Raw genomic sequence first — 23455 nt, 5'->3', positions numbered from 1 at the left:
AGATCGATCATTCACTGGTAAGGGCCGTGACCGGGTCGAGCCGGGCAGCTTTGCGGGCCGGCATGAAGCCGAAGACAACACCGGTGACCAGGGCGCAGCCGAAGGCACCGAGTACTGCTATCAAAGAGAACGCGACGGCCACTTCGCTGAGAATCAGCACGCCGCCGACGATCAGCGCCAGGGCAATGCCGGCGAGGCCGCCGACCACCGAGAGCATCACCGCTTCGGTGAGGAACTGCCGCAGGATGTCGCGCTGACGGGCGCCGGTGGCCATGCGGATGCCGATCTCGCGGGTGCGTTCGCGCACGGTCATGAGCATGATGTTCATCACGCCAATCCCGCCCACCAACAGCGAAATCGCGGCGATCGAACCGAGCATCAGCGACAGGGTGTTTTGCGTGCGCGCTTCGGCCTGAATCATCGCTGCGTTGTTGGTCAGTTCGAAATCCTTTTTGCCGTCGTGCAGGCGCAACATCAACTGCTCGATGGCGGTTTCCGTCTCTTTGACCTTGCGCGCATCAGCCGCCGCGATGGCCACGTATTCGGGGTTGTGGGTGCCAAACAGCCGCACACTCGCGGCGGAATAGGGGATGGCGATGCGGTCGTCGCTGTCGCTGTCACCGGAGCTGGCACCTTTTTCCGCAAGCACGCCGACCACCTGGAACGGCACGTTTTCGATCAGGATGTACTGGCCGATCGGGTTGGCCACGTCCTTGAGCAATTTGCTCCGCACCTTGTGCCCGATCACCGCGACGGCCGCCGCGTTGCGTTCATCGTCCTGGGTGAAATAGCTGCCTTCCACCACCGGCCAATTGAAGATCGCCGGGAAATTGGTGTCGTTGCCGCCGACGTAGCTCAAGTGGTCGAGGTTGCCGAAGCGCACCCCGGCCTCCTGGCCGTTGACCGGCATGATGCGCGTCACCTGCGGCAGGCTGCCGACCGCCGCGACGTCATCGAGGGTGATGATGCCCAGCGGTGTTCGCGGGTTCGGTGCCGAGCCGCTGAGGTAAATGATGTTCGAGCCGAACGCGCCCATCTGCGCCATCACCTGGCGCTTGCTGCCTTCACCGACGGCGAGCATCACCACCACCGACGCGACGCCGATGATGATCCCGAGCAGGGTCAGCGCGGTGCGAAACTTGTTGATCCACATCACCCGCCAGGCCGCGTGTACGGCGTCCACCAGTTCGCCTTTCCAGGCACCGGTGGCCTCCGCGCCTTCGCTCAGGCGCTTGCGCAAATCCACGGCTTGCAGGGCGCCGGGGTTGGCCGAGGTTTGTACGTCGGGGTTGTCGTGGGCGCTGTCGCTGATGATCAGCCCGTCGCGGATTTCGATGATGCGTTTGGCCCGGGCCGCGACTTCGCGGTCGTGGGTGATGAGGATCACCACGTGGCCCTGGCTTGCCAGTTCATCCAGCAGCGTCATCACCTCGGCACCGCTGTGGCTGTCGAGGGCGCCGGTGGGTTCGTCGGCGAGGATGATGTGGCCGCCGTTCATCAAGGCGCGAGCGATGGATACGCGTTGTTGCTGGCCGCCGGAGAGTTGATGCGGGCGGTTGCCGGTGCGCGAGGCGAGGCCGAGGCGGTCGAGCAGGGCGGCAGCGCGGGCGTGGCGTTCGGCGGCCGGGGTGCCTGCGTAGATCGCCGGCATCTCGACATTTTCCTGGGCTGAGCCGGACGGAATCAGGTGATAGCCCTGGAACACAAAACCAAAGGCTTCGCGGCGCAGCCAGGCCAGCTCATCGCTGTCGAGCCCGGCGACGTTCTCTCCGGCGAAGCGGTATTCGCCGGACGTCGGACGGTCGAGGCAGCCGAGGATGTTCATCAGCGTCGACTTGCCGGAACCGGACGCGCCGACAATCGCCACGAACTCCCCGGCATGGATCGACAGGTCGATGCCGCGCAACACGTGAACTTCAGGTGAATCGCCGCCGCCGTAGGATTTGCGGATGTCCTGCAGGTCGATCAGGGGCGTCTGCATTCAGCCGCCACTCCCGTCGACCGGGCCGATCAACAGGTGATCGCCATCCTGCAAGCCGTCGAGGATTTGCACTCTAAGACGATCGCTGATGCCGGTGTGCACCTCGCGTTGCTCGATGCGGCCGTTTTTGGCGACGACCTGGGCGGTCTGGATGTTCGGTTGCGTGCCGCCTTGCAGCGCAGCGATGGGCGCCGTGAGCACGTCTTTCGCCTGGTCGGACACGAAGAACACTTGTGTGGTCATTTCCGCCATCAGCGCGTTGTCGGCGTTATCGACGTCGAGCAGCACGGTGTACAGCACCACGCGAGCGCTGCCGCTTTTGCTCGAACTGGTCGGGCTGCCACCGCCCTGGCTGGTCTGGTCCAGAGGCTTGGGCGGCACCGGCAGGATTTGCCGCACGGTGCTGCTCCAGCGCCGCTTGCCACCGCTGAGGGTGGTGAACCACGCCGTCATGCCGGGTTTGACGTGGCCGATGTCGGCTTCCGAAACTTCGGCCCAGACTGTCATCGGCGACAACTTGGCGATGCGCAGAATCAGCGGAGTTTGCTGTTGCGCGTTGAGGGTCTGGCCGACCCGGGCGTCGAGTGCGACCACGGTGCCGGACATCGGCGCGTAAATGCGCGTGTAGCCGAGTTCGGCCTGATCGCTGCGCAGGCTGGCCTGGGCCTGGCGGATCTGCGCCTGGAACATGTCGATGCGCGCCTGGGTGGCGCGCAGTTCAGCCTGAGCGGTTTGCACGTCTTCTTCGCGGGTGGCGCCGCCGGCCTTGAGGTTCTGCTGGCGCTGGAACTTTTGCCGGGCCAGCTCGTGCTGTGCCCGTTGTTCCTCGAGTTGCGCCTTGAGGTTTTCCACGGAAAAACGCCCGGCGTCGAGTTTGGCCTGTTGCGTGGACGGATCGATTTCCACTAGCAACTGGCCTTCCTTGATCACGTCACCGACTTCCACATGGATCTTCTGGATCTGCCCGGACGCCTGCGCACCGACGTCGACGTAGCGTCGAGGTTGCAGGGTGCCCAGCGCCGTGACGCTGCTTTCGATGTCACCCCGACTGACTTGTACGGTGGCGAATTTGTCTCGGCCGGGCGGGATGACCTGCCAGGCAGCCACGGCGATAACGGGGATCAGACAAAGTGCTACAAGCAGGGCGCGTCGGGTGTGTCGGGGACGTTTCATGCAGGGTTCCGGCCAATGGATATCGGCCCGTCGCTCAGCCTGCGCACAAAATCCGGCAACAGTTGAACGCTGTCGGGAAGCCGACAGAGACGGGGAGCTGTCCTTTATACGAGGAAAGAGCCGAGGAATTTAGCTCTCGACACAACCCGACACAATCACATTGCGGGAGCGGCGGGGATCGTATTCACAACACAAAACTTTGTAGGAGCCGGCTTGCTGGCGATGGACGAAAGTGCGCCGCGTTGATTCAGGCAGAACGCGTTATCGTTAACGACCATCGCCAGCAAGCCGGCTCCTACAGGGGATCGGGTGCATAAAATAGCCGGTTGCAAGCAGGGAGTATTAAACAGATCGAAGACTATTTGTCGGGCAAGATGAAGCAATACTTTAAATCTATATGAGAATTACTATAAATTACGCACCTCGAACTGCCACTATCGTGCCACTGCCCATTTCGGCGGTCGTTGCGGTGGCTCAAGGAAAGAAACCGCACCCCTGCGGCCGGGAGTCATGGTTGGAAAACTACTATCGCGAGCTGGTGTGTTTCCTCAACGCCAAGCTGGGCAACCGTCAGGTGGCCGAAGATGTGGTGCATGACGCTTATGTGCGGGTTCTGGAGCGTTCCAGCGACACGCCGATCGAGCAGCCCCGGGCATTCCTTTATCGCACCGCGCTCAATCTGGTGATCGACGACCATCGGCGCAATGCCTTGCGTCAGGTCGAATCGCTGGAAGTGCTCGACAACGAAGAACGCTATTTCACCCCGTCCCCGCACAACAGCCTCGACCACGGCCAACGCCTGGAAATGCTCCAGCGTGCCCTGGCGGAATTGCCACGGCTGTGCCGCGAGAGTTTCCTGCTGCGCAAGATCGATGGCCTGTCGCACCCGGAAATCGCCGAACGCCTGGGGATTTCCCGGGCGCTGGTCGAGAAGCACATCGTCAATGCGATGAAGCATTGCCGCGTGCGGATGCGCCAGTGGGATGCCCACTGATCTTCTCCGCTGGGTAAAAAAACAATATTAAATTTTGTTTCATTGTCCTCGTTCCCTATCAACAGACGACCTGCTGTCCTGCTCAAGGCTGGTCAGGTCACTTAGGCTTACGCCCCACTGTTGAGGGGTTCATCCAGAGGACACTGGAAATGACACAGGCAATTGCATCGCCCATCGTTCACGACCTGATCGGCGTCGGTTTCGGCCCTTCGAACCTGGCGCTGGCCATCGCACTGCAAGAGCGCGGGCCGAGCCAGGGCGAGCTGGATGTACTGTTTCTCGACAAGCAGGCGGACTATCGCTGGCACGGCAACACTCTGGTGACCCAGAGCGAATTGCAGATTTCCTTCCTCAAGGACCTGGTGACCCTGCGCAATCCGACCAGCCCGTATTCCTTCGTCAACTACCTCAAGCACCACGGTCGTCTGGTGGATTTCATCAACCTCGGCACCTTCTATCCGTGCCGCATGGAGTACAACGACTACCTGTGCTGGGTCGCCGGGCAATTCGCCGAGCAGAGCCGTTACGGCGAAGAGGTGCTGACCATCGAGCCGGTGCTGCACAACCAGCAGGTCGAAGCGTTGCGCGTGATCTCCCGCGATACCCAAGGCCAGCAACACGTGCGCACCGCCCGCTCGGTGGTGGTCAGCGCCGGTGGTACACCGCGCATTCCCGAAGCGTTCAAGGCGCTGAAGGATGACGGTCGGGTGTTCCATCATTCGCAGTACCTGGCGCAGATGGCCAAGCAGCCGTGCGTGAACAATCAACCGATGAGCATCGCGATCATCGGCGGCGGGCAGAGCGCGGCGGAAGCCTTCATCGATTTGAACGACAGCTTCCCGTCGGTGCAGGTCGACATGATCCTGCGCGGCTCGGCGCTGAAACCGGCGGACGACAGCCCGTTCGTCAACGAAGTGTTCTCGCCGGAGTTCACCGACCTGGTGTTCCAGCAGGCGAGCAGCGAGCGCGAGCGTCTGGTCAACGAGTACCACAACACCAACTATTCGGTGGTGGACATTGACCTGATCGAACGCATCTACGGGATCTTCTATCGCCAGAAAGTCTCGGGTATCGCGCGTCATGCCTTCCGCACCCTGACCACTATTGAAAAAGCCACCGCCACCGAGCGCGGCATCGAACTGGCAGTGCGTAACAACGCCACCGGCGAAGTCACGGTTCGGCATTACGACGCCGTGGTACTGGCCACCGGTTATGAGCGTCAGATGCACCGCAAACTGCTGGCGCCGCTGGAGCAGTACCTCGGTGATTTCGAGGTGGACCGCAACTACAAGCTGATCACCGACGAACGCTGCAAGGCCGGCATCTACATGCAGGGCTTCTGCCAGGCGAGCCATGGTTTGAGCGACACCCTGTTGTCGATCCTGCCGATTCGCGCGGATGAGATTGCCGGGTCTTTGTATGAGCATGGCAAGCACCGTGGGCATGGCCGTTCGGTGGTGGACCTGCTGTTGGCGACTGCCAGCTAAATTCTGCGGCGTCTGTTCGGTCGCCATCGCCAGCAAGCCGGCTCCTACAGGGGAACGCGATCACCTGTAGGAGCCGGCTTGCTGGCGATGGCGGTCTGAACAACACCACAAAATTTTGAATCCTGAACCCTTCCTGAAGATCCCGGCAATTCCCCGACGACTTGCCAATGCATCGTTTACTCTCCAGAAATCGGGGCGTAAGCTTCGCGCGTTTTCATCAATAGCGGAGACCCACAGTGGGTACTTGTTCGAGTGACAGTAGTCGGCCGGTTTCGATAACCGGCAACAACCCGGCAAGATAACGCGCAACCTTTTGTGCCGTTGTCTCGCCTGATAGCGAGCAGCGGCATCCCGATCGCGGCCAGTCCTGGTCCGTGTCCCGACGTCCTCTCATCGACGCTGAACCGTGCGTGATGTTCGACTTTTTGTCGTCATCGCGGTGCACCGACACGCCTGCTGGAAGGTTTCCCGGCTGACCCTGGGGGAACTGCCATGAACCTGAACCTGCTCAAAGAATTCTTTGCCGGATTCCTGCGCACCCGTCACATCGCCCGACACTTCCGTCGCCTGGCGCTGCTGGAAACCTTCACCGACACCACGGTCAGCCGCGAGGTGCCGCCCACCTTGGCGCAAACCCTGGTGAGCGCCGCCAACAGCGACACCGGCCAACTGCTGCACAACCTCGGCAGTCACACTGACGGCCTGAGCGAAGCCGAAGCCGATGCACTGCGCGTGCAATTCGGCCTCAACGAAGTCGAGCACGAGCAACCGCTGCCGTGGTGGACTCACCTGTGGCACTGCTACAAAAACCCGTTCAACCTGTTGCTGACATTGCTCGCGGTCATCTCGTGGCTGACCGAGGACATGAAAGCCGCCATCGTGATTTTCTCGATGGTGGTGCTCTCGACCTTGCTGCGCTTCTGGCAGGAAACCAAATCCAACCAGGCGGCCGACGCGCTCAAGGCGATGGTCAGCAACACCGCCACGGTGATGCGTCGCGATGCCCTGCGCACCGAAGTCCCCATCAAACAACTGGTGCCGGGCGATCTGATCGTGCTCTCGGCCGGCGACATGATTCCCGCCGATTGCCGGGTACTCAGCGCCAAGGACCTGTTCGTCAGCCAGGCGGCGATGACCGGCGAATCGATGCCGGTGGAAAAATTCCGCCACCAGCAGGACAGCGACACCAGCAATCCGCTGGACCTCGACAACATTCTGTTCATGGGCACCAACGTCGTGTCCGGCACGGCGATCGCGGTGATTCTGACCACGGGCAACAGCACCTATTTTGGCGCGCTGGCCCAGCGGGTCGGTGCCACCGATCGCGCGCCGACGTCGTTCCAGACCGGGGTCAACAAAGTCAGCTGGTTGCTGATCCGCTTCATGTTCGTGATGGCGCCGCTGGTGCTGTTCATCAATGGGTTCACCAAAGGCGACTGGACCGAAGCGCTGCTGTTCGCACTGTCGATTGCCGTGGGCCTGACCCCGGAAATGCTGCCGATGATCGTCACCTCGACGCTGGCGAAAGGTGCGGTGTTCCTGTCGCGCAAGAAAGTCATCGTCAAGCGCCTCGATGCGATCCAGAACTTCGGCGCCATGGACGTGCTGTGCACGGACAAGACCGGCACCCTGACCCAGGACAAAATCTTTCTGGCGCGCAACGTCGACGTCTGGGGCAACGACTCCGACGACGTGCTGGAAATGGCCTACCTCAACAGCTACTACCAGACCGGCCTGAAAAACCTGCTGGACGTGGCGGTGCTCGAACACGTCGAAATCCACCGTGAACTGAAAGTCGGCACGGCGTTTCACAAAGTCGACGAGATCCCGTTCGACTTCACCCGGCGGCGCATGTCGGTGGTGGTCGCCGAGCGCGGTCAACCGCATCTGTTGATCTGCAAAGGTGCGGTGGAAGAGGTGTTGGCGGTGTGCACTCGGGTGCGTCACGGCGAACGCGATGAAGCACTGAGCGATGAACTGCTGGCGCGGATTCGTCAGGTCACCGCCTCGTTCAATGCCGAGGGGCTGCGGGTGGTGGCGGTTGCCGCGCGGCCAATGATCGAGGGGCGCGAGACTTACAGCCTGGCGGACGAACAGGCCCTGACGCTGATTGGCTACGTGGCGTTTCTCGATCCACCGAAGGAAAGCACCGCCCCGGCCTTGAAAGCGCTGGCCGCGCATGGCGTGGCGGTGAAAGTGCTGACCGGCGACAACGAACTGGTGACCGCGAAAATCTGCCGCGAAGTCGGCCTGGAGCAGCAAGGCCTGTTGATGGGCAACGACATCGAGCGCATGACCGACGCCGAACTGGCGCGGGCGGTGGAGACCACCAACGTCTTCGCCAAACTGACGCCGTCGCACAAGGAACGCATCGTCCGTCTGCTCAAGGGCAACGGCCATGTGGTCGGGTTCATGGGCGACGGCATCAACGACGCCCCCGCGCTGCGCACCGCCGACATCGGCATTTCGGTGGACAGCGCCGTGGACATCGCCAAGGAAGCGGCGGACATCATCCTGCTGGAGAAAAGCCTGATGGTCCTGGAGGAGGGCGTGCTGGAAGGGCGTCGGACCTTCGCCAACATGCTCAAGTACATCAAGATGACCGCGAGTTCGAACTTCGGCAACGTGTTCTCGGTGCTGGTGGCCAGCGCGTTCATCCCGTTCCTGCCGATGCTGCCGATGCACCTGCTGGTGCAGAACCTGCTCTATGACATTTCGCAGATCGCCATTCCGTTCGATAACGTCGACGAAGAAATGCTCAAGCAACCGCAACGCTGGCAACCGGCGGATGTCGGGCGTTTCATGCTGTTCTTTGGCCCGATCAGTTCGATCTTCGACATCACGACGTTTGCCTTGATGTGGTACGTGTTCGACGCCAATACCCCGGACCACCAGACCCTGTTCCAGTCCGGCTGGTTCGTGGTCGGGCTGCTGACCCAGACGCTGATCGTGCACATGATTCGCACACCGAAGATTCCGTTCCTGCAAAGCCGCGCCGCCATGCCGCTGCTGGTGATGACCGGAATCATCATGGCCGTGGGGATCTTCCTGCCGATGGGGCCCTTGGCGCACTACTTCAAATTGCAGGCGCTGCCATCGCTGTACTTTGTGTTTTTGCCGGTGATTCTGCTGGCGTACATGGCGCTCACCCAGGCGGTGAAGGGCTTCTACATCCGCCGGTTTGGCTGGCAGTAATGCTGCCAGATGTAGGAGCGAGCGGTGCGGCGATCCGACTTGCCCGCGAAGGGCGCGCCTCATTTCCAAAGCAAACCGCGTCATCGTTCTTCGCGGGCAAGCCTTGCTCCTACAAGGAATTGAATACAAGGCTGAAGATTCAGGAAAACATTCATGCAAGCACTCAACAACATCAACCTGACCTCCCTGGTCGACACCCTGGTCAGCCTCAGCGCGGCCTTCATCCTCGGTGGCCTGATCGGCTTCGAGCGCCAATACCGCCAACGCACTGCCGGCCTGCGCACCAACGTGCTGGTCGCGGTGGGGGCGGCGATTTTCGTCGACATGGCCAACCGCCTCGGCGGGGCCGAAGGCGCGGTGCGGGTGGTCGCCTACGTGGTTTCCGGCATCGGCTTCCTTGGTGCCGGGGTGATCATGCGTGAAGAGGGCAACGTGCGTGGCCTCAACACCGCGGCAACGCTGTGGGCTTCGGCGGCGGTCGGTGCCTGCGCAGGGGCTGATCTGGTCCTGGAGGCCTTGCTCGGCACGCTGTTCGTACTGGCGGCCAATACCTTGCTGCGGCCGATCGTCAACAACATCAACCGTCAGCCGCTGGATGTGATTTCGGCTGAAGTTACCAACATCGTTTACGTGATCGCCCGCCGTTCACAACAAAAAGCCGTGCTGGCGCTGCTGGAAGCGGAACTTGAGCGCAGCAATTACCCGGCGAGCGATGTTGATGTACACGCGTTCGGCGCAGATGAAATCGAAGTGGAGGCGACCCTCGCGACGACGTCCGTGGACGGCGACGAACTGGATGCGCTGGTGGCGCGGATTTCGACATCGACGCTGGTGGTGCAGGCGTTCTGGAGTCCGAGTACGACGGAATAGCGTTGAATCCGCTCTGGCAACGGAATAAATGTCTCGGGTTTTAGGAATAGTCCTACAGAAAGCTCGTTGGCTCTTCCGTAGCCTTGCGGCCTCACGAATCTGAAACCCTCCTGGGGGCCCCGGTTGCCGAACAAAGCGTTACGTATCCTGATTGCCGACGAGCAGCATTTTCAGCGGATGAGAATCGAGCGCCTGTTCAACCAGCTCGATTATTACCGCGTGGCCCCCGTGCAAAGCCTTGCCGAACTGCTGACCCTGACCGAGTACGGCGGCGTGCCTTTCGACCTGGTGGTCATCAATGCCGCGCTGGCGGACGGGGCACTGGACCTGCGCGACTTCTTCCTCGATCACCCACAGGTTCACCACGCCTTGATCTATAACGGGCCGCCGACCCCGGCTTGCGGGCAGCAAAAGGTTCAGGTGAGCGATGCTGCGTTACCCGATCTGGCGTGCATTCAACGGCTGATGGCGACCGTTGATCCACAGCTACCGTTCGTCGGTACTGTCATTTCTGTCAGGTAGTCGGGCACGTGTTTCCGTGCAAGAGTCTTCGCGCAGCTGCTGCGTGTAGCCGGGGGCTGCCCCATGGGCATTCATTACCCAATCGTCTTGTATCTGCACAGGGAGTTGCCATGAAGTCAGCGGTAATAGCAGACGATCATCCGGTGGTGTGCACTGCAGTCGCGATGCTGCTTACACAGCTGGGATTCAAACTGATTCATAAGGTATCCAACGGCAACGAGGTCTTTTCAGCGATCCGTAAGCATCAACCCGATCTGGTGGTGCTGGATCTGATGATGCCCCGTCTCGGCGGGCTGGAAGTGTTGGCCCGCATTCAGGCCAGTGACGAGCGTTGTCGAGTACTGGTTTTCACCGGGCAAGATCCAAGGTTTTATCAGGACCGCTGCATGCGTGCCAGCGCCAGGGCTTATGTTTCCAAGGCCAACGACTTGAAGCATTTGCACGAGGCAGTGCTGGCGGTGATGGCCGGTTACACCTATTTCGCCAAGTTGCCGTCGAGTTCGGTGTCGTTGAGCACAATGCAACTCAGCGAGATGGAGAGGATCGACAAGCTCTCCGACCGTGAACTGACCATATTCCGGTACCTGGCCGAGGGATTAAGCAACAAGGAAATCGCCAAACTCTTGAACCTGAGCCACAAGACCATCAGCACCTACAAAACCCGTTTGACGGAAAAACTCAATGTGGAGTCCAAGGTTCACTTGAGAGAGACCGCCCAGCGTAACGGTCTGATTTGAGTGAGTACCTCTCGGCAATTGCGTTGGCTGATATCCCTCGTACTCCCGGTCTGTTTGTGGGTATCGACTGCCTATGCCCAACCGCAATCACTGACCCTGCTCGGACGCTCCAGCGTCGACGGCTACGACGTCAAACTGTCGGATGCCGATTCGCGTGTGCTGCGCCAGAAGGGCCGGCTGGTGCTGGCCGTCTCGGCGCCGGATTATCCGCCCTTCGACATCACCACCACCGGCACCGACTACGAAGGGCTGACGGCTGACTATGCCGGGCTGCTCAAACAGCTATTGAACGTTGAGATCGATGTTCACCGCTATGCATCGCGGGACGAGGCGGTGCGTGCGATCAAGGAAGGGGCGGCTGACCTGTTGGGAACGGCCAACCGTTATGAGGTCGAGGATCCACAACTGCGGATGTCCAGTGCCTATGCCGATGATCAACCGGTGCTGGTCACGCGCACCGATTCATCCCTGCCACTGGACCCGGACCTTGCCGGTAAACGGCTGGCGATGCTGTACCACTATTTGCCCGAGCAACAAGTGCAGGCTTTTTATCCCAAGGCGAATGTGCAGCTGTTCCCTTCAACGCTGGGCGCGGTGGGCGCCGTTGCGTTTGGTCAGTCGGACGCCTATCTGGGGGACGCCATCAGCGTCAATCACCTGATCAGCAAAAATTACCTCAACAACGTTCAACTGGCGGATTTTTCCCGTATGGAATCCGGGCGTTTCGCGTTTGCGATGAACCTCGACAACCTCCAGTTGCAACGTATCGTCAACCGGGCGCTGGCGGCGATCCCGACCAATGAACGAATGAATATCCTGCGGCGATGGGGCGGCAGCGGGGCTTCCATTGCCGGTACGCAAGCCCTGCACTTCAGTGTCGCCGAGCAACGCTGGCTCAATAATCATCCACGCGTGCGAGTGGCGATCAACCAAAACCTCATGCCGATTTCCTTCGTCGATGACGGGGGCAATTACCGGGGCATCAGCATCGATGTGCTGGCGAAAATCAGTTTGCGTACAGGTTTGAAATTCGACATTCAGCCAACCCGGTCAGTGGCCGAATTGTTCGAGTGGATCAGGAGCGGTCATGTTGACGTGGTCGCCGGGATCAGCCCCAGCATTGAGCGTGAAACAGAACTGCGATTTACCCGGCCGTTTCTGACCAGCCCGAATGTGCTGGTGACCCGCATTGCATCCGACAGTCCGCGGACACTGGATGAGATGGCGGGCAAAAAACTGGCCATCACCCAGGGTAACAGTGCCGGGGAATTCATTCGCCAGCATTTTCCGCAGGTCGAACTGGTCACTGCGCCGTTGACCGCGGACGGGATGGAAATGGTCGCCCAGGGCAGGACGGACGGCGCCATCAACTCGTTGATCGGTGCCCGGATCATGATTTCCCGGCAATACCGCGACCGCCTGCAAGTGACCAGCACCGTCGGCACCGATCCGGCCCGCAGCACCCTGGCGACCGGTCGCGAGGCCGTTGAGCTGCATTCGATCCTGGACAAGGCACTGCTGAGTATCTCCCCTGAAGAAATCGATGAAATGACCGGTTATTGGCGCAATGACCTGATGGTTGAACAGAGCTTCTGGCTGCGTCACCGGCAGGACATTCTCCAGGCCTTTGTCGGTGCCGGCGCCTTGCTGTTGCTGGCGCTGGCGTGGATCGCCTGGCAGCGCCGGCAGATCCGCCTGCGTCAGCAATTGCTCAGTCAACTGCAGGACGCCAAGGACGCGGCGGATGAGGCGAACCGTGCCAAGACCACGTTTCTGGCGACCATGAGCCATGAGATCCGCACGCCGATGAATGCGCTGCTTGGCATGCTCGAACTGGCGCTGAAGCGAGCGGATGAAGGCGTCACCGACCGGTCGGCCATCGAGGTGGCGGCCAATGCCGGGCAACAATTGCTGGCGTTGATTGGCGACATTCTGGACATCGCCCGCATCGAGTCCGGGCATTTGTCCCTGACGCCGGAACGGGCCAACCTGCGCACGCTGGTCGAATCGGTGTGCCGGGTATTTGAAGGCCTGGCCCGGCAGAAGAACCTGGAGTGGCGCGTCGACTTGGGCGAGCACAGCGAAGCCGACGTGTTGATCGACCCCACGCGTTTCAAGCAGGTGCTGTCCAATCTGCTGAGCAACGCGATCAAGTTCACCGAAGAAGGTGAAGTGCGCCTGACGCTGCGGGTCGAGCCCCGTGCAGTCGGGCAACTGGCGGTCTCGGTGCGCATTGAAGACACAGGCATCGGTATCAGCGAAATCGATCGGCAGCGACTGTTCAGCCCGTTTGTGCAGGCGCAAAACAGCCAGCAAACAGGTCGAAACGGCTCAGGTCTGGGGTTGGTGATCAGCAGCACGTTGTGCGAAATGATGGGCGGTCAATTGCAGCTTGCCAGCGTGTTGGGGAAGGGCACGCGGATTGATGTCTGCCTGGATCTGCCCGCGTTGCAACCGTTGCCGTCCAGCGAGTCACCCGACCGTGAGGAACAGGCGCAGACCCGGCCGCTGACCATTCTGGTGGTCGATGATTACCCGGCCAATCGATTGCTGCTCTCACGGCAGTTGAGCTACCTGGGCCACCGGGTGATGGACGCCGAGGATGGCCAGCAAGGTCTTGATCGATGGCGCGAATATGAATTTGATGTGCTGATTACCGACTGCAACATGCCGGTGCTCAGCGGTTATGAGTTGGCCGGGGCCATCCGCGATGAAGAGCGGACTCAGGGATTGCAACCGATCCTGATTCTGGGGTTGACCGCCAATGCGCAGCCCGAGGAGAAGGCCCGTTGCCTGGAAGCGGGGATGGACGACTGCCTGTTCAAGCCGATCCGCCTGGCGGATCTGGGCGCCTGGTTGGCGTCCAGGTTTGCCGATGGCGCGGTGCCGCCCCTCGAAATCGAAACACCCTCAACCGCCGACATCGACTTGAGCGGTCTGGAGCGTTACGTCGGCGAGGACTACGAGCTGATCAATCAACTGCTGAGTGACCTGGCCGCGACCAATCGCACGGATCGGGACGAGTTGCTCAAGGCCCACGCCAGTGGCGAACAGCATGCCCTGCGTAAGTTGGCGCACCGCATCAAGGGCGGGGCGCTGATGGTGCGGGCGGTCAGTCTGATCGAATGCTGCGAGGACCTCGAGCGTGCCTGCGGTGATGGCCATCCAGAGCTGATCGACAAAGCCGTCGATCAGCTGGCTAAGACCATGAGGCGCCTCGACGAACAGCTGGCGCGAGGCTGACGCTTAATCCCAGTTCGGCGCGATGCCTTTGGGGCTGGTCAGGCGGTGGGCGCGTTCAAGGCCGGCGATCAGTGCCATGTCGGCGTCGCTCAGGGTCAGGGCGCAGGCCTTGAGGTTGCTTTCCAGGTTGGCGCGTTTGGTGGATGACGGGATCACCGCGTAACCCGATTGCATGGCCCAGGCCAGGGTGACTTGCGCAGGCGTTGCTTGCAGGCGCTCGGCAATCTGCTGGATGACCGGGTCTTTCAGCACTTCGCCGTAGGCCAGGGTCATGTAGGAGGTGATCTGGATGTCCTGGCTCTGCGCGAACTCGACGACCTTGCGGTTTTGCAGGTACGGGTGCAGTTCGATCTGGTTGGTGGCGATGTGCTCGGCACCGATGGCGGCGATGGCTTGCTTCATCAGGTCGACGGTGAAGTTGGAGACGCCAATCTGCCGGGTCAATCCGAGTTTTTTGGCTTCGAGCAACGCGCCCATGAATTCTTCGACCGGCACCTGGTTTTCCGGTGATGGCCAGTGGATCAGCGTCAGGTCGAGGTAGTCGGTCTGCAGTTTTTGCAGGCTCTCTTTGAGGCTGTCGATCAAGCGGTCCTTGGCGAAGTTGGCGACCCAGATCTTGCTGGTGATGAACAGTTCTTCACGGGCAATGCCGCTGGCTGCGATGGCCTCGCCGACCTCGGCTTCGTTCTCGTAGATTTGCGCGGTATCGATGGCGCGGTAGCCCAGTTCCAGGCCAGTGCTCACCGAATCAATGACCACCTGGCCTTGCAAGCGAAACGTACCAAGACCGAATGCGGGAATAGACATCAATGACTCCAGGGGTTGCAGTGGGAATGGGCACGAGTATCCGTGCCTGCATCCTTGAGAAAAACCGCTGGATGGGCAAAGCAATGTTTACCGCAAGTCATGAATAGTGGGATGTCTGCGAAATTGATGGTGTCCGGTCTGGCCCCTTCGCGGGCAAGCCTCGCTCCTACAAAAGTGCGCCGCTCCCCCTGTAGGAGCGAGGCTTGCCCGCGAAGGCAACGACTCGGTCTAAAACCTTACCCCCGAGCCTCAAGAATCATGCAGGTGGTCGACCCCGTCGCATACAACCGCCCATCCACATCATAAATCCGCCCCTCGGCCAGCGCCGTCGAGCGCCCCAGGTGCACAATCTTGCCCTCGGCCCGCACCGGTCCGCTGGCGCCGGTCAACGCGCGGACATAACTGATGCGCAGATCCAGCGTCGTATACCCCTGGCCCTTTTTCAGCTGCGTATGAATCGCGCAGCCCATGCACGAATCCAGCAAGGTCGCCGCATAGCCGCCATGCACGCTGCCCAGCGGGTTGTAATGCCGGGCGTCCGGCGTGCCCTGGAAGATGAACAGCCCGGCCGACCATTCGATAGGGATGAAATCCATCAGCGTGCCAATCGGCGGCGAGGGCAGTTCACCGTTGCCGATGCCCTCGAAGAACTCGGCCGGCGACAGCGCGCTGACCTCGGCCAGCGACAGGCTGCCGGGCCCGGCCAGACGTGCGCGCATGGCGTCTTCCTGAACGATCCATTGGGCGAGGGTGGCTTCTCGGTTGGGGCTTTGCATGTTCAGTGTCCTCGGACGGGCGCAGATATTATGGTTGTAATCTGCGCTGATATTATGTCCGAAATAAAAACTCCGCCAGCCCCGCGTGTCGCGTTCCTCAAGCAATATCGGAGTAGCTGAATTCCTCACCGAGAAAGTCGATCAACGTCCGCACCGACGGCAGTAACCCACGGCGAGAGGGGAAGATCGCATGGACGATCCCGCACTTGGGCGCCCAGCCCGGCACCAGTTCGACGAGGCGTCCGGCGGCAATGTCATCGCGCACCACCACGCTGGGCAGGTGCGCGACGCCAATCCCCGCGAGCACCGCGTGGCGCAGGGCCAGCAAGTCATCGGTGACCATGCGTGGCGCGTGTCGAATCAGCGCGCTGGCGCCGTTCGCGCCGAATAATTCCCACTGATATTCACGCTGCGCCGCGCCCCAGTGCACGCTGGGCAAACCGCTGAGGTCGGCCGGGGAGGCGGGCGTCGACAAGCGTTCGGCAAAGGCCGGGCTACCCACCAGGCATTGGGTGCTGTTGCCCAGCACCTTCATCACCATGTCGGTGTTCTCCAGCGGCGGAAAGCGCACGCGCAAGGCAATGTCGAAACCCTCGTGGATCAGGTCGACCCGGCGGTTGGTGCTCTCGATGAACAACTCCACCAACGGGTATTTGAGCATGTAGCGGGTCAGCATCGGCCCGACCCAGGAGTTGAGCAGCGCGGTCGGGCAACTGATGCGCACCAGGCCTTGCGGTTCGGAGCGGTTGCGCTCGATCAGTTCGGCGGCGCTTTCCGCTTCCACGCGCATGGCCAGGCAACGCTGGTAATACGCCTGGCCGATTTCGGTCAGCGAACAATGCCGGCTGGTGCGGTGCAACAGACGCACACCTAGGCGCTCTTCGAGCTCGGCGATGCGTCGGCTGAGCTTCGATTTGGGCATGTCCAACGCGCGGCCGGCCGCAGCGAAACCCTGATGTTCCACCACTTGGGTGAAGTAGTAGAGGGTGTTGAGGTCTTCCACCATCGTTCTCCATATAGAACGCTAAGGCTGATTTTTGCAGTCTAGCGCACCAAAGGGTTCGGTTTTAAGCTTTGTCCATCGCGTCAAACCACAGATTTCGGAGGCAGCATGAAAAACATCATCGGCATCTACACCAGCCCACGGACCCATTGGGTCGGCGACGGTTTTCCGGTTCGTACGCTGTTTTCCTACGACAACCTGGGCAAACACATCAGCCCGTTTTTGCTGCTGGATCACGCCGGCCCTGCTGAATTCACCCCGACCACCGAGCGTCGTGGCGTTGGTCAGCATCCGCACCGCGGTTTCGAAACCGTGACTATCGTTTATAAGGGCGAACTGGAGCACCGCGACTCCACCGGCAGCGGCGGCAAGATCGGCCCGGGTGATGTGCAATGGATGACCGCCGCCTCGGGGATTCTCCACGAAGAGTTCCACTCCGAAGGCTTCGCCAAAACCGGCGGTACCCTGGAAATGGTCCAGCTGTGGGTCAACCTGCCGGCCAAAGACAAAATGGCCGACGCCGGTTACCAGACGATTCTCGACGGCGACATTCCGAGCATCCCGCTCAAGGACGAGGCCGGCAGCCTGCGCTTGATCGCCGGCGAATTCGACGGCCACACCGGCCCGGCGCGGACATTCACCCCGGTCGATGTCTGGGACTTGCGCCTCAACGGCGGCAAGTTGCTGACCCTCGATCTGCATGAAGGTCGCAACACCGCACTGGTGGTGCTGCGTGGCACGGTTCAGGTCAACGGCCTGGAGCTGGTGCGCGAAGGGCAGTTGGCGTTGTTCGAACGCAATGGCCATCAGATCAGCCTGGAAGCCAATAACGACGCCGTCGTGTTGCTGCTCAGCGGCGAGCCGATCGACGAACCCATCGTCGGCCACGGCCCGTTCGTGATGAACAGCGAGCAAGAGATTCACCAGGCCTTTGCTGACTTCCAGTCCGGTCGGTTCGGCCGGATGCACGGTTAACCCTACAGGTTCAACAACCCGCTCTACACAGGATGCGTAGGCCGGTTCCGGGGCCAGGGATGGCTGTTGCCTGAAATAAAGAGGAGACGCACATGAGTACCGTCAACGCGGCCAACTTCAATGGCCAAAAACCGATCATCGATCCCGACGACAGCGCGATGCTGTTGATCGACCACCAGAGCGGATTGTTCCAGATCGTCAAGGACATGGACGTACCGCAACTGCGCGCCAACGCCATTGCCCTGGCCAAAGCCGCGACACTGCTGAAGATGCCGGTGATCACCACCGCTTCCGTACCGCAAGGACCGAACGGACCGTTGATTCCGGAAATCCACGAAGCCGCGCCGCATGCTCAATACGTGGCGCGCAAAGGTGAAATCAACGCCTGGGACAATGCCGAGTTTCACGCGGCAGTCAAAGCCACCGGCAAGAAAACCCTGGTGATCGCCGGCACCCTGACCAGCGTATGCCTGGCGTTCCCGTCCATTGCGGCGGTGCATGAAGGCTACAAAGTGTTTGCCGTGGTCGATGCTTCCGGCAACCACTCGAAACTGGCCACTGATCTGACGATTGCCCGTTTGGCACAAGCCGGGGTGGTGCCGATCGACATCATGGCTACGCTCTCTGAGCTGCAAGGCTCGTGGAACCGTCCGGATGCCGAGCAGTGGGCGGCTGTCTACGCCCAGGCCATGCCGCATTATCAATTGCTGATCGAGAGTTACCTCAAGGCCCAGCAAGTGGCGAACGAACACGAAGTGCTGGATTCCCAGCGCTAACCGAGTACCCCACGCCGATTTCCACTCGGCATCGATAACACGCGAGGACTACTGAAATGACTACTTCTTACAAACGTCTCGACAAGGATAACGCCGCCGTTCTGTTGGTGGATCATCAGGCGGGCCTGCTGTCTCTGGTGCGGGACATCGAACCGGACCGTTTCAAGAACAACGTGCTGGCCCTGGCCGACCTGGCCAAGTACTTCAAATTGCCGACCATCCTCACCACCAGTTTCGAAACCGGCCCCAACGGCCCGCTGGTGCCCGAGCTCAAAGCGCTGTTTCCGGATGCGCCGTACATCGCCCGTCCTGGCCAGATCAATGCCTGGGACAACGAAGACTTCGTCAAGGCGATCAAGGCCACCGGCAAGAAGCAACTGATCATCGCCGGCGTGGTGACCGAGGTGTGCGTGGCATTCCCGGCGCTGTCGGCACTGGCGGAAGGTTTTGACGTGTTTGTGGTGACGGACGCTTCCGGCACGTTCAACGAGCTGACCCGCCAATCGGCCTGGGACCGCATGTCGTCCTCCGGCGCGCAATTGATGACCTGGTTCGGCCTGGCCTGCGAGCTGCATCGCGACTGGCGCAACGACGTGGAAGGCCTGGCGACCCTGTTCTCCAACCACATCCCGGACTACCGCAACCTGATGACCAGCTACAACACGCTGACCAATAGCAAATAATCACTGACACACATCACCCCTGTAGGAGCCGGCTTGCTGGCGATAGCGGTAGAGCAGTCAACAATTGAGTGACTGTCAGACCGCCATCGCCAGCAAGCCGGCTCCTACAGGTTTTTGTGTTGTTCTCAAGCCTGCGTTTGCTCCTACACTGTGCCCATCCGTACATGGCTGGAGTTGCTTGATGCTGTCACTGCTTACCAATCACCCGCTGGTCTGTGCCCTGATCCTGATCATCATCGATCTGGGGCTGTGGCGCTTGATCAGTGCCAGTGGCAGCAACTGGAAACTGTTGGTGCGGCTGCTGATTTTCACGTTGTTCAGCATCCTGTTGTTCAACGAAGGCCTGAACCCTCTGGAGCCCGCGCCCTGGGCGGACAACGTGCCGTTGCACCTGGCGGCGACCGGCTTGCAGATTGGCTGGTGGCTGTTCGGCGCGCGCACCCTGACGGTGTTGATCGGCGCAGGGATGATGCAACGGGTCGGGCACACCGGTCGCCTGCTCCAGGATTTGCTGGGCGCGGTGATTTTCCTGATCGCGATCATCGCGGCCCTGGCGTACGTGCTCGACCTGCCGGTCAAAGGCGTGCTGGCGACGTCCGGCGCGTTGGCGATCATCGTCGGCCTGGCGTTGCAAAGCACCCTCAGCGACGTGTTCTCGGGGATCGTCCTCAACACCACCAAACCCTATCAACTGGATGACTGGATCTCCATCGACGGCACCGAAGGTCGGGTCACCGACATCGATTGGCGCGCCACGCGCCTGCAAACGTCCCAGGGCAGCATGGCGGTGATCCCCAACTCGCTGGCGGCCAAGGCCAAGATCATCAACTTCAGCCGGCCGAGCGACATTTTCGGCGTGTCGATCAGCTTGCAGTTGAGCCCGCACGCACGTCCGCAAACGGTGATCGATGCGCTGGAACGGGCGATGGAGGGGTGCCGATACCTGCTGACCAAGCCGGCGCCGTGTGTCGCGCTCAAAGGTTCGAGCGCCACCGGCGTGGAATACGAAATCAGCGGCTTCGTGGTCTCGATGGACCAGAAGCGCATGGTGCGCAATCTACTGTTCGATCTGGCGTTCCGGCACTTGCAGGCATCCGGCGTGAGCCTGTTGTCCAGCGTCGAATCGAATGCACCGGTGAACCTGTCGCGGCCACGGGCGTTGCTGGAAAGCTCGGCGATTTTTTCGACTTTGCGTCAGGAAGAAAAAGAAACCTTCAGCCAGCACATGACCCTGCAAAACTTCCGCGCCGGGGAAATGATCCTGCCGGCGGGGGAGGTCAGCGATCATCTGTTCATCATCGAATCCGGCGTGGTCTCGGTGGCGCTGAGCCGCGCCGGGGGCAAGTTCGAGTCCGGGCGCATGGGGCCGGGCGAGGTGATCGGCGAGGGCGGGATCCTGTCGGACACGGCGCTGCCGGCGGACTTCAGCGCCAAGACCGCTTGCAGCCTGTACCGGATCGAAAAGGACTACCTCAAACCGTGCCTGGATGCGCGGCATGACATCGGCGAAGCGATGAAGGCGTTGCTGGATTTCCGTTTGCACAAGGCACAGACGTTGACCCAGGAAACGCCGAAGGTGGTGGAGAAGAAGGGGTTTTTGCAGTGGTTGCGCAGTCGGGCTTAGTGGTTGGTGTTGGATGGCCGCTTCGCGGTTCGCGAGCAAGCCTCGCTCCTACAGGTACGACTCAATCCCCTGTAGGAGCGAGCGGTGCGGCGACCCGACTTGCCCGCGAAGGCAATATTGGCCTCACCACAAACAATCAGAAATCCAGCGTCGCCGACACCTTCAGCGTCCGCGGCGTCCCCTGCGTCAGGTACCCGCCATTCGCCGAAGCCCAATAGGCCTTGTTCGCCACGTTCTCCAGATTGGCGCGCAAGGTGATGTACTTCTCATCCATCTTGAAGGCATACCGCGACCCCACATCAAAGCGGTTCCACGCCGGAATGCTCTGGGTGTTGGCGGCGTTCAGGTATTGCCCGCCGGTGCGCAGCATCCGCGCACTGAGCGCCGCGCCTTCAATCCCCGGCACGTCCCAATCCGCCCCGACGTTGAGTTGAAAACGCGGTACGCCGACGGCGCGGTTGCCATCGTTGACCCCGTTGGTGCTGCCTTCGATTTCGGTCTTCATCAGCGTCGCGCCGCTTAACAGGCGCAGGCCATCGAGCGGCTCGCCGTAGACGTTCAACTCCACGCCTTTGTTTTGCTGCTCGCCATCGACCCGGAAGATCCCGTCCTGGGTGTAGCTCGACGGTTGTTCGATGCGGTACACGCCCAGGCTAGCACCATAGGTGTCCATGTCCAGGCGCACGCCGGCTTCGATTTGCTTGCTGCGCACCGGGGCGAAGGTCTCGTCGCGGTTGATCGCGCTGGTCGGTGGCGTGGGCCCCTTGGCCAGGCCTTCGATGCGGTTGGCGTAGAACGAAACGTGTTCCCACGGCTTGATCACCAGGCCATAGACCGGCGTGGTGATCGACTCTTCGTAGCTTGAGGTGCGCGCGCCGGTGGTGGTGTTCCAGCCGTCGACGTTGAGCGTCTGGCGCCGTACGCCGAGGGTGAGCAAGACGCGATCATCGATGAAGCCCAGGGTGTCGGACACCGCCGCGCTGCGCAGGGTGTTCTTGCCGACGATGCGCGGGTCGTGAATGTCGCTGGCAAACGAAGTGGGGCTTGGGCGCGGCTTGTCCGTGACGTCGTAGAGGTTGGTGCTGTAGCGCGTGGCGGTTCCTATGGTTTCGAACGCCGAGCGTTGCTGGCCCCAGATACCCGCGAGGCCCAGGTTCAATTGGTGACTGATCGGCCCGGTGTTCAAGTGGCCGTTGAGGCCGGTCATCAGGCTTTTGTTGTCCTCGTCGTGAGGCGAGTAAAGCATGCCGCCCCGGGCATTGCCGTTGAGGTCGGTGACGGTCAGCGACGAATACACGCCGTTTTCCCGCGTGTGTTTGGCGCCGCCGGACACGTAGGCGGTCCAGTTGTCACTGAGGTCGTACTCGGCGCGGGCCATGCCGAAGGTGTCTTCCAGTTGCGAGTAGCTCCAGCTCTGTGCGTAACCGGCGTTGGCATCCGGCACCTTGGGCGCTTTGCTCAAGGTCGAATCGACATAGATCACCGAGCGGCCCTGATTGATCACCTGTTTCTGATAGCCCAGGTCCGTCGACACCCGCAGGCGATCACCTCGGTAGTCCAGGCCGACGCTGATCAGCGACGAGCGACGGTCTTCGTCATCGACGGCGGTGGCGCCTTCGCGTTGCAGCAGATTGACCCGCGCGCCGAATCGGTTGTCTTCGCCAAAGCGCTGGCCCAGGTCCAGATGCCCGCCGACCCGGCCATCGTCGCTGTAATCGAGGGTGACGCTGCGGGTCGGCGCATCGTTGGCGCGTTTGGGTTGCAGGTTGACGCCACCGCCAATCCCGCTGCCGCTGGGCGTAACACCATTCACAAAAGCGTTCGGTCCCTTGAACAACTCGACCCGTTCCAGCGCTTCGGTGGCGATGATCTGCCGGGGCAGGATGCCGTAAAGACCGTTATAGGAAATGTCATCGGACAGCAGCGGCAAACCGCGGATCACGAACACCTGGGAGAAGTTGCCAAAGCCGGCGGACTGCCGAACCGAAGCGTCGTTGAGCAACACATCGCCCACGGTCTGCGCTTGCTGGTCGGCGATGGTTTTGGCGGTGTAGCTGGTGACGCTGAAGGGCAGGTCTTTCAAGGCCTGGTTACCGAGCATGCCGATCTGCGCAACCTTGGCGACCTGACCGCCACCGTAGGTGTCCGCGTTGTCGTCGCGCAGGGCGCTGACGCTGGTGGCGCCCAGCTCCAGCGCACCGTTGGCAGCGACTCGCGGCGCCACGGTGTAACCGTTTCCGCCCGTGCTGATCAACTCGAAACCGCTGCCCTCAAGCAATTGCGCGAAGCCTGACTGCACGCTGTAGTTGCCTTGCAATCCCGGGCTCTGGCGATTGCCCAGTTGCGCCGGATCGAACGACAACGGCACGCCGACCGCCACGGCGAATTGCGCCAGGGTATGACTGAGCAAGCCCGGCCCGATATCGACGTTGCGGCTGGCACTTTCGCTGACGGTGTCAGCGGCATGGCTGTTGATCGGCAGCATCGCGGTAAAGGCCAGGGCAATGCTCAGGCTCAGGGCCTTGAGCGGGAAATCGGCGGGGCGGTGCAGCGGTGTTGAAGTCATTCGGCGTTCCTGTCGAGCGCGTGGAATTGAAGAGGTCTATCCA

At 61.1% G+C, this 23455-nt stretch carries 17 protein-coding genes; 11 read left to right on the top strand and 6 right to left on the bottom strand.

Annotated elements, in window-relative coordinates; genetic code table 11:
* Positions 1–7 precede the first annotated feature (7 nt).
* Together KGA82_RS05415 and KGA82_RS05410 are read right to left on the bottom strand one after the other, a co-directional pair.
* On the bottom strand, positions 8–1981 hold the full coding sequence (locus KGA82_RS05415) for a MacB family efflux pump subunit (protein ID WP_207286032.1): 1974 nt from the start codon (positions 1979–1981) through the stop codon (positions 8–10).
* The gene (locus KGA82_RS05410) at positions 1982–3154 is read right to left on the bottom strand and encodes an efflux RND transporter periplasmic adaptor subunit (protein ID WP_223449800.1); all 1173 of its coding nucleotides are present in this window, start codon (positions 3152–3154) and stop codon (positions 1982–1984) included.
* 514 nt (positions 3155–3668) lie between these two features.
* On the opposite strand from KGA82_RS05410, the gene KGA82_RS05405 reads away from it, so the two are divergent.
* The 7 genes from KGA82_RS05405 (at position 3669) to KGA82_RS05375 (ending at position 14202) form a co-directional block, all read left to right on the top strand.
* Positions 3669–4148: a sigma-70 family RNA polymerase sigma factor gene (locus tag KGA82_RS05405; protein ID WP_008032335.1), complete on the top strand. Its 480-nt coding sequence runs from the start codon at positions 3669–3671 to the stop codon at positions 4146–4148.
* Between the two features lie 149 nt (positions 4149–4297).
* Positions 4298–5635: a lysine N(6)-hydroxylase/L-ornithine N(5)-oxygenase family protein gene (locus KGA82_RS05400; RefSeq protein WP_008032337.1), complete on the top strand. Its 1338-nt coding sequence runs from the start codon at positions 4298–4300 to the stop codon at positions 5633–5635.
* Positions 5636–6127: 492 nt separating this feature from the next.
* Entirely contained in the window at positions 6128–8830 is a 2703-nt protein-coding gene (mgtA, locus tag KGA82_RS05395; RefSeq protein WP_223449799.1) for a magnesium-translocating P-type ATPase, read from the top strand.
* A 153-nt stretch (positions 8831–8983) separates the two neighbouring features.
* On the top strand, positions 8984–9700 hold the full coding sequence (locus tag KGA82_RS05390; protein ID WP_008032341.1) for an MgtC/SapB family protein: 717 nt from the start codon (positions 8984–8986) through the stop codon (positions 9698–9700).
* A gap of 123 nt (positions 9701–9823) precedes the next feature.
* Positions 9824–10222 carry a chemotaxis protein CheY gene (locus tag KGA82_RS05385; RefSeq protein WP_223449794.1) on the top strand — a complete coding sequence of 133 codons (399 nt, stop codon included), beginning with the start codon at positions 9824–9826 and terminating at the stop codon, positions 10220–10222.
* Positions 10223–10332: 110 nt separating this feature from the next.
* Positions 10333–10959 carry a response regulator transcription factor gene (locus KGA82_RS05380; RefSeq protein ID WP_008039990.1) on the top strand — a complete coding sequence of 209 codons (627 nt, stop codon included), beginning with the start codon at positions 10333–10335 and terminating at the stop codon, positions 10957–10959.
* Entirely contained in the window at positions 10960–14202 is a 3243-nt protein-coding gene (locus KGA82_RS05375) for a transporter substrate-binding domain-containing protein (protein WP_223449793.1), read from the top strand. It begins immediately after the preceding gene.
* A 3-nt stretch (positions 14203–14205) separates the two neighbouring features.
* Here KGA82_RS05375 and dkgB read toward each other — a convergent pair whose 3' ends face one another.
* From dkgB to KGA82_RS05360, 3 genes are all read right to left on the bottom strand, one after another.
* Positions 14206–15009 (bottom strand): 2,5-didehydrogluconate reductase DkgB, encoded by an 804-nt coding sequence (dkgB, locus tag KGA82_RS05370; protein WP_223414215.1) that lies wholly within the window; start codon positions 15007–15009, stop codon positions 14206–14208.
* A gap of 236 nt (positions 15010–15245) precedes the next feature.
* Positions 15246–15785, bottom strand: a complete 540-nt coding sequence (locus KGA82_RS05365) for a PaaI family thioesterase (RefSeq protein WP_008032351.1) — start codon at positions 15783–15785, stop codon at positions 15246–15248.
* Between the two features lie 97 nt (positions 15786–15882).
* Positions 15883–16791 (bottom strand): LysR substrate-binding domain-containing protein, encoded by a 909-nt coding sequence (locus KGA82_RS05360; protein ID WP_223449792.1) that lies wholly within the window; start codon positions 16789–16791, stop codon positions 15883–15885.
* Positions 16792–16896: 105 nt separating this feature from the next.
* Here KGA82_RS05360 and KGA82_RS05355 point away from each other — a divergent pair, with 105 nt between their 5' ends.
* The 4 genes from KGA82_RS05355 (at position 16897) to KGA82_RS05340 (ending at position 20846) form a co-directional block, all read left to right on the top strand.
* A complete protein-coding gene (locus KGA82_RS05355; protein WP_192417982.1) occupies positions 16897–17763 on the top strand; it encodes a pirin family protein in 867 nt (288 codons plus the stop codon).
* 92 nt (positions 17764–17855) lie between these two features.
* Positions 17856–18539 carry an isochorismatase family protein gene (locus tag KGA82_RS05350; RefSeq protein ID WP_223449790.1) on the top strand — a complete coding sequence of 228 codons (684 nt, stop codon included), beginning with the start codon at positions 17856–17858 and terminating at the stop codon, positions 18537–18539.
* A 56-nt stretch (positions 18540–18595) separates the two neighbouring features.
* A complete protein-coding gene (gene ycaC, locus KGA82_RS05345; RefSeq protein ID WP_008032356.1) occupies positions 18596–19222 on the top strand; it encodes an isochorismate family cysteine hydrolase YcaC in 627 nt (208 codons plus the stop codon).
* Between the two features lie 181 nt (positions 19223–19403).
* The gene (locus KGA82_RS05340) at positions 19404–20846 is read left to right on the top strand and encodes a mechanosensitive ion channel domain-containing protein (RefSeq protein WP_223449787.1); all 1443 of its coding nucleotides are present in this window, start codon (positions 19404–19406) and stop codon (positions 20844–20846) included.
* Positions 20847–20982: 136 nt separating this feature from the next.
* Here the strand turns inward: KGA82_RS05340 and KGA82_RS05335 are convergent, their stop codons facing one another.
* On the bottom strand, positions 20983–23412 hold the full coding sequence (locus tag KGA82_RS05335; RefSeq protein ID WP_223449786.1) for a TonB-dependent receptor: 2430 nt from the start codon (positions 23410–23412) through the stop codon (positions 20983–20985).
* Between the last annotated feature and the right edge of the window lie 43 nt (positions 23413–23455).

The sequence above is a fragment of the Pseudomonas sp. BF-RE-22 genome (assembly GCF_019956155.1).
Classification (GTDB): domain Bacteria; phylum Pseudomonadota; class Gammaproteobacteria; order Pseudomonadales; family Pseudomonadaceae; genus Aquipseudomonas; species Aquipseudomonas migulae.
The sequence above is the reverse complement of the archived record's forward strand: the minus strand, read 5'-3'. Positions and strand labels throughout refer to the sequence as shown.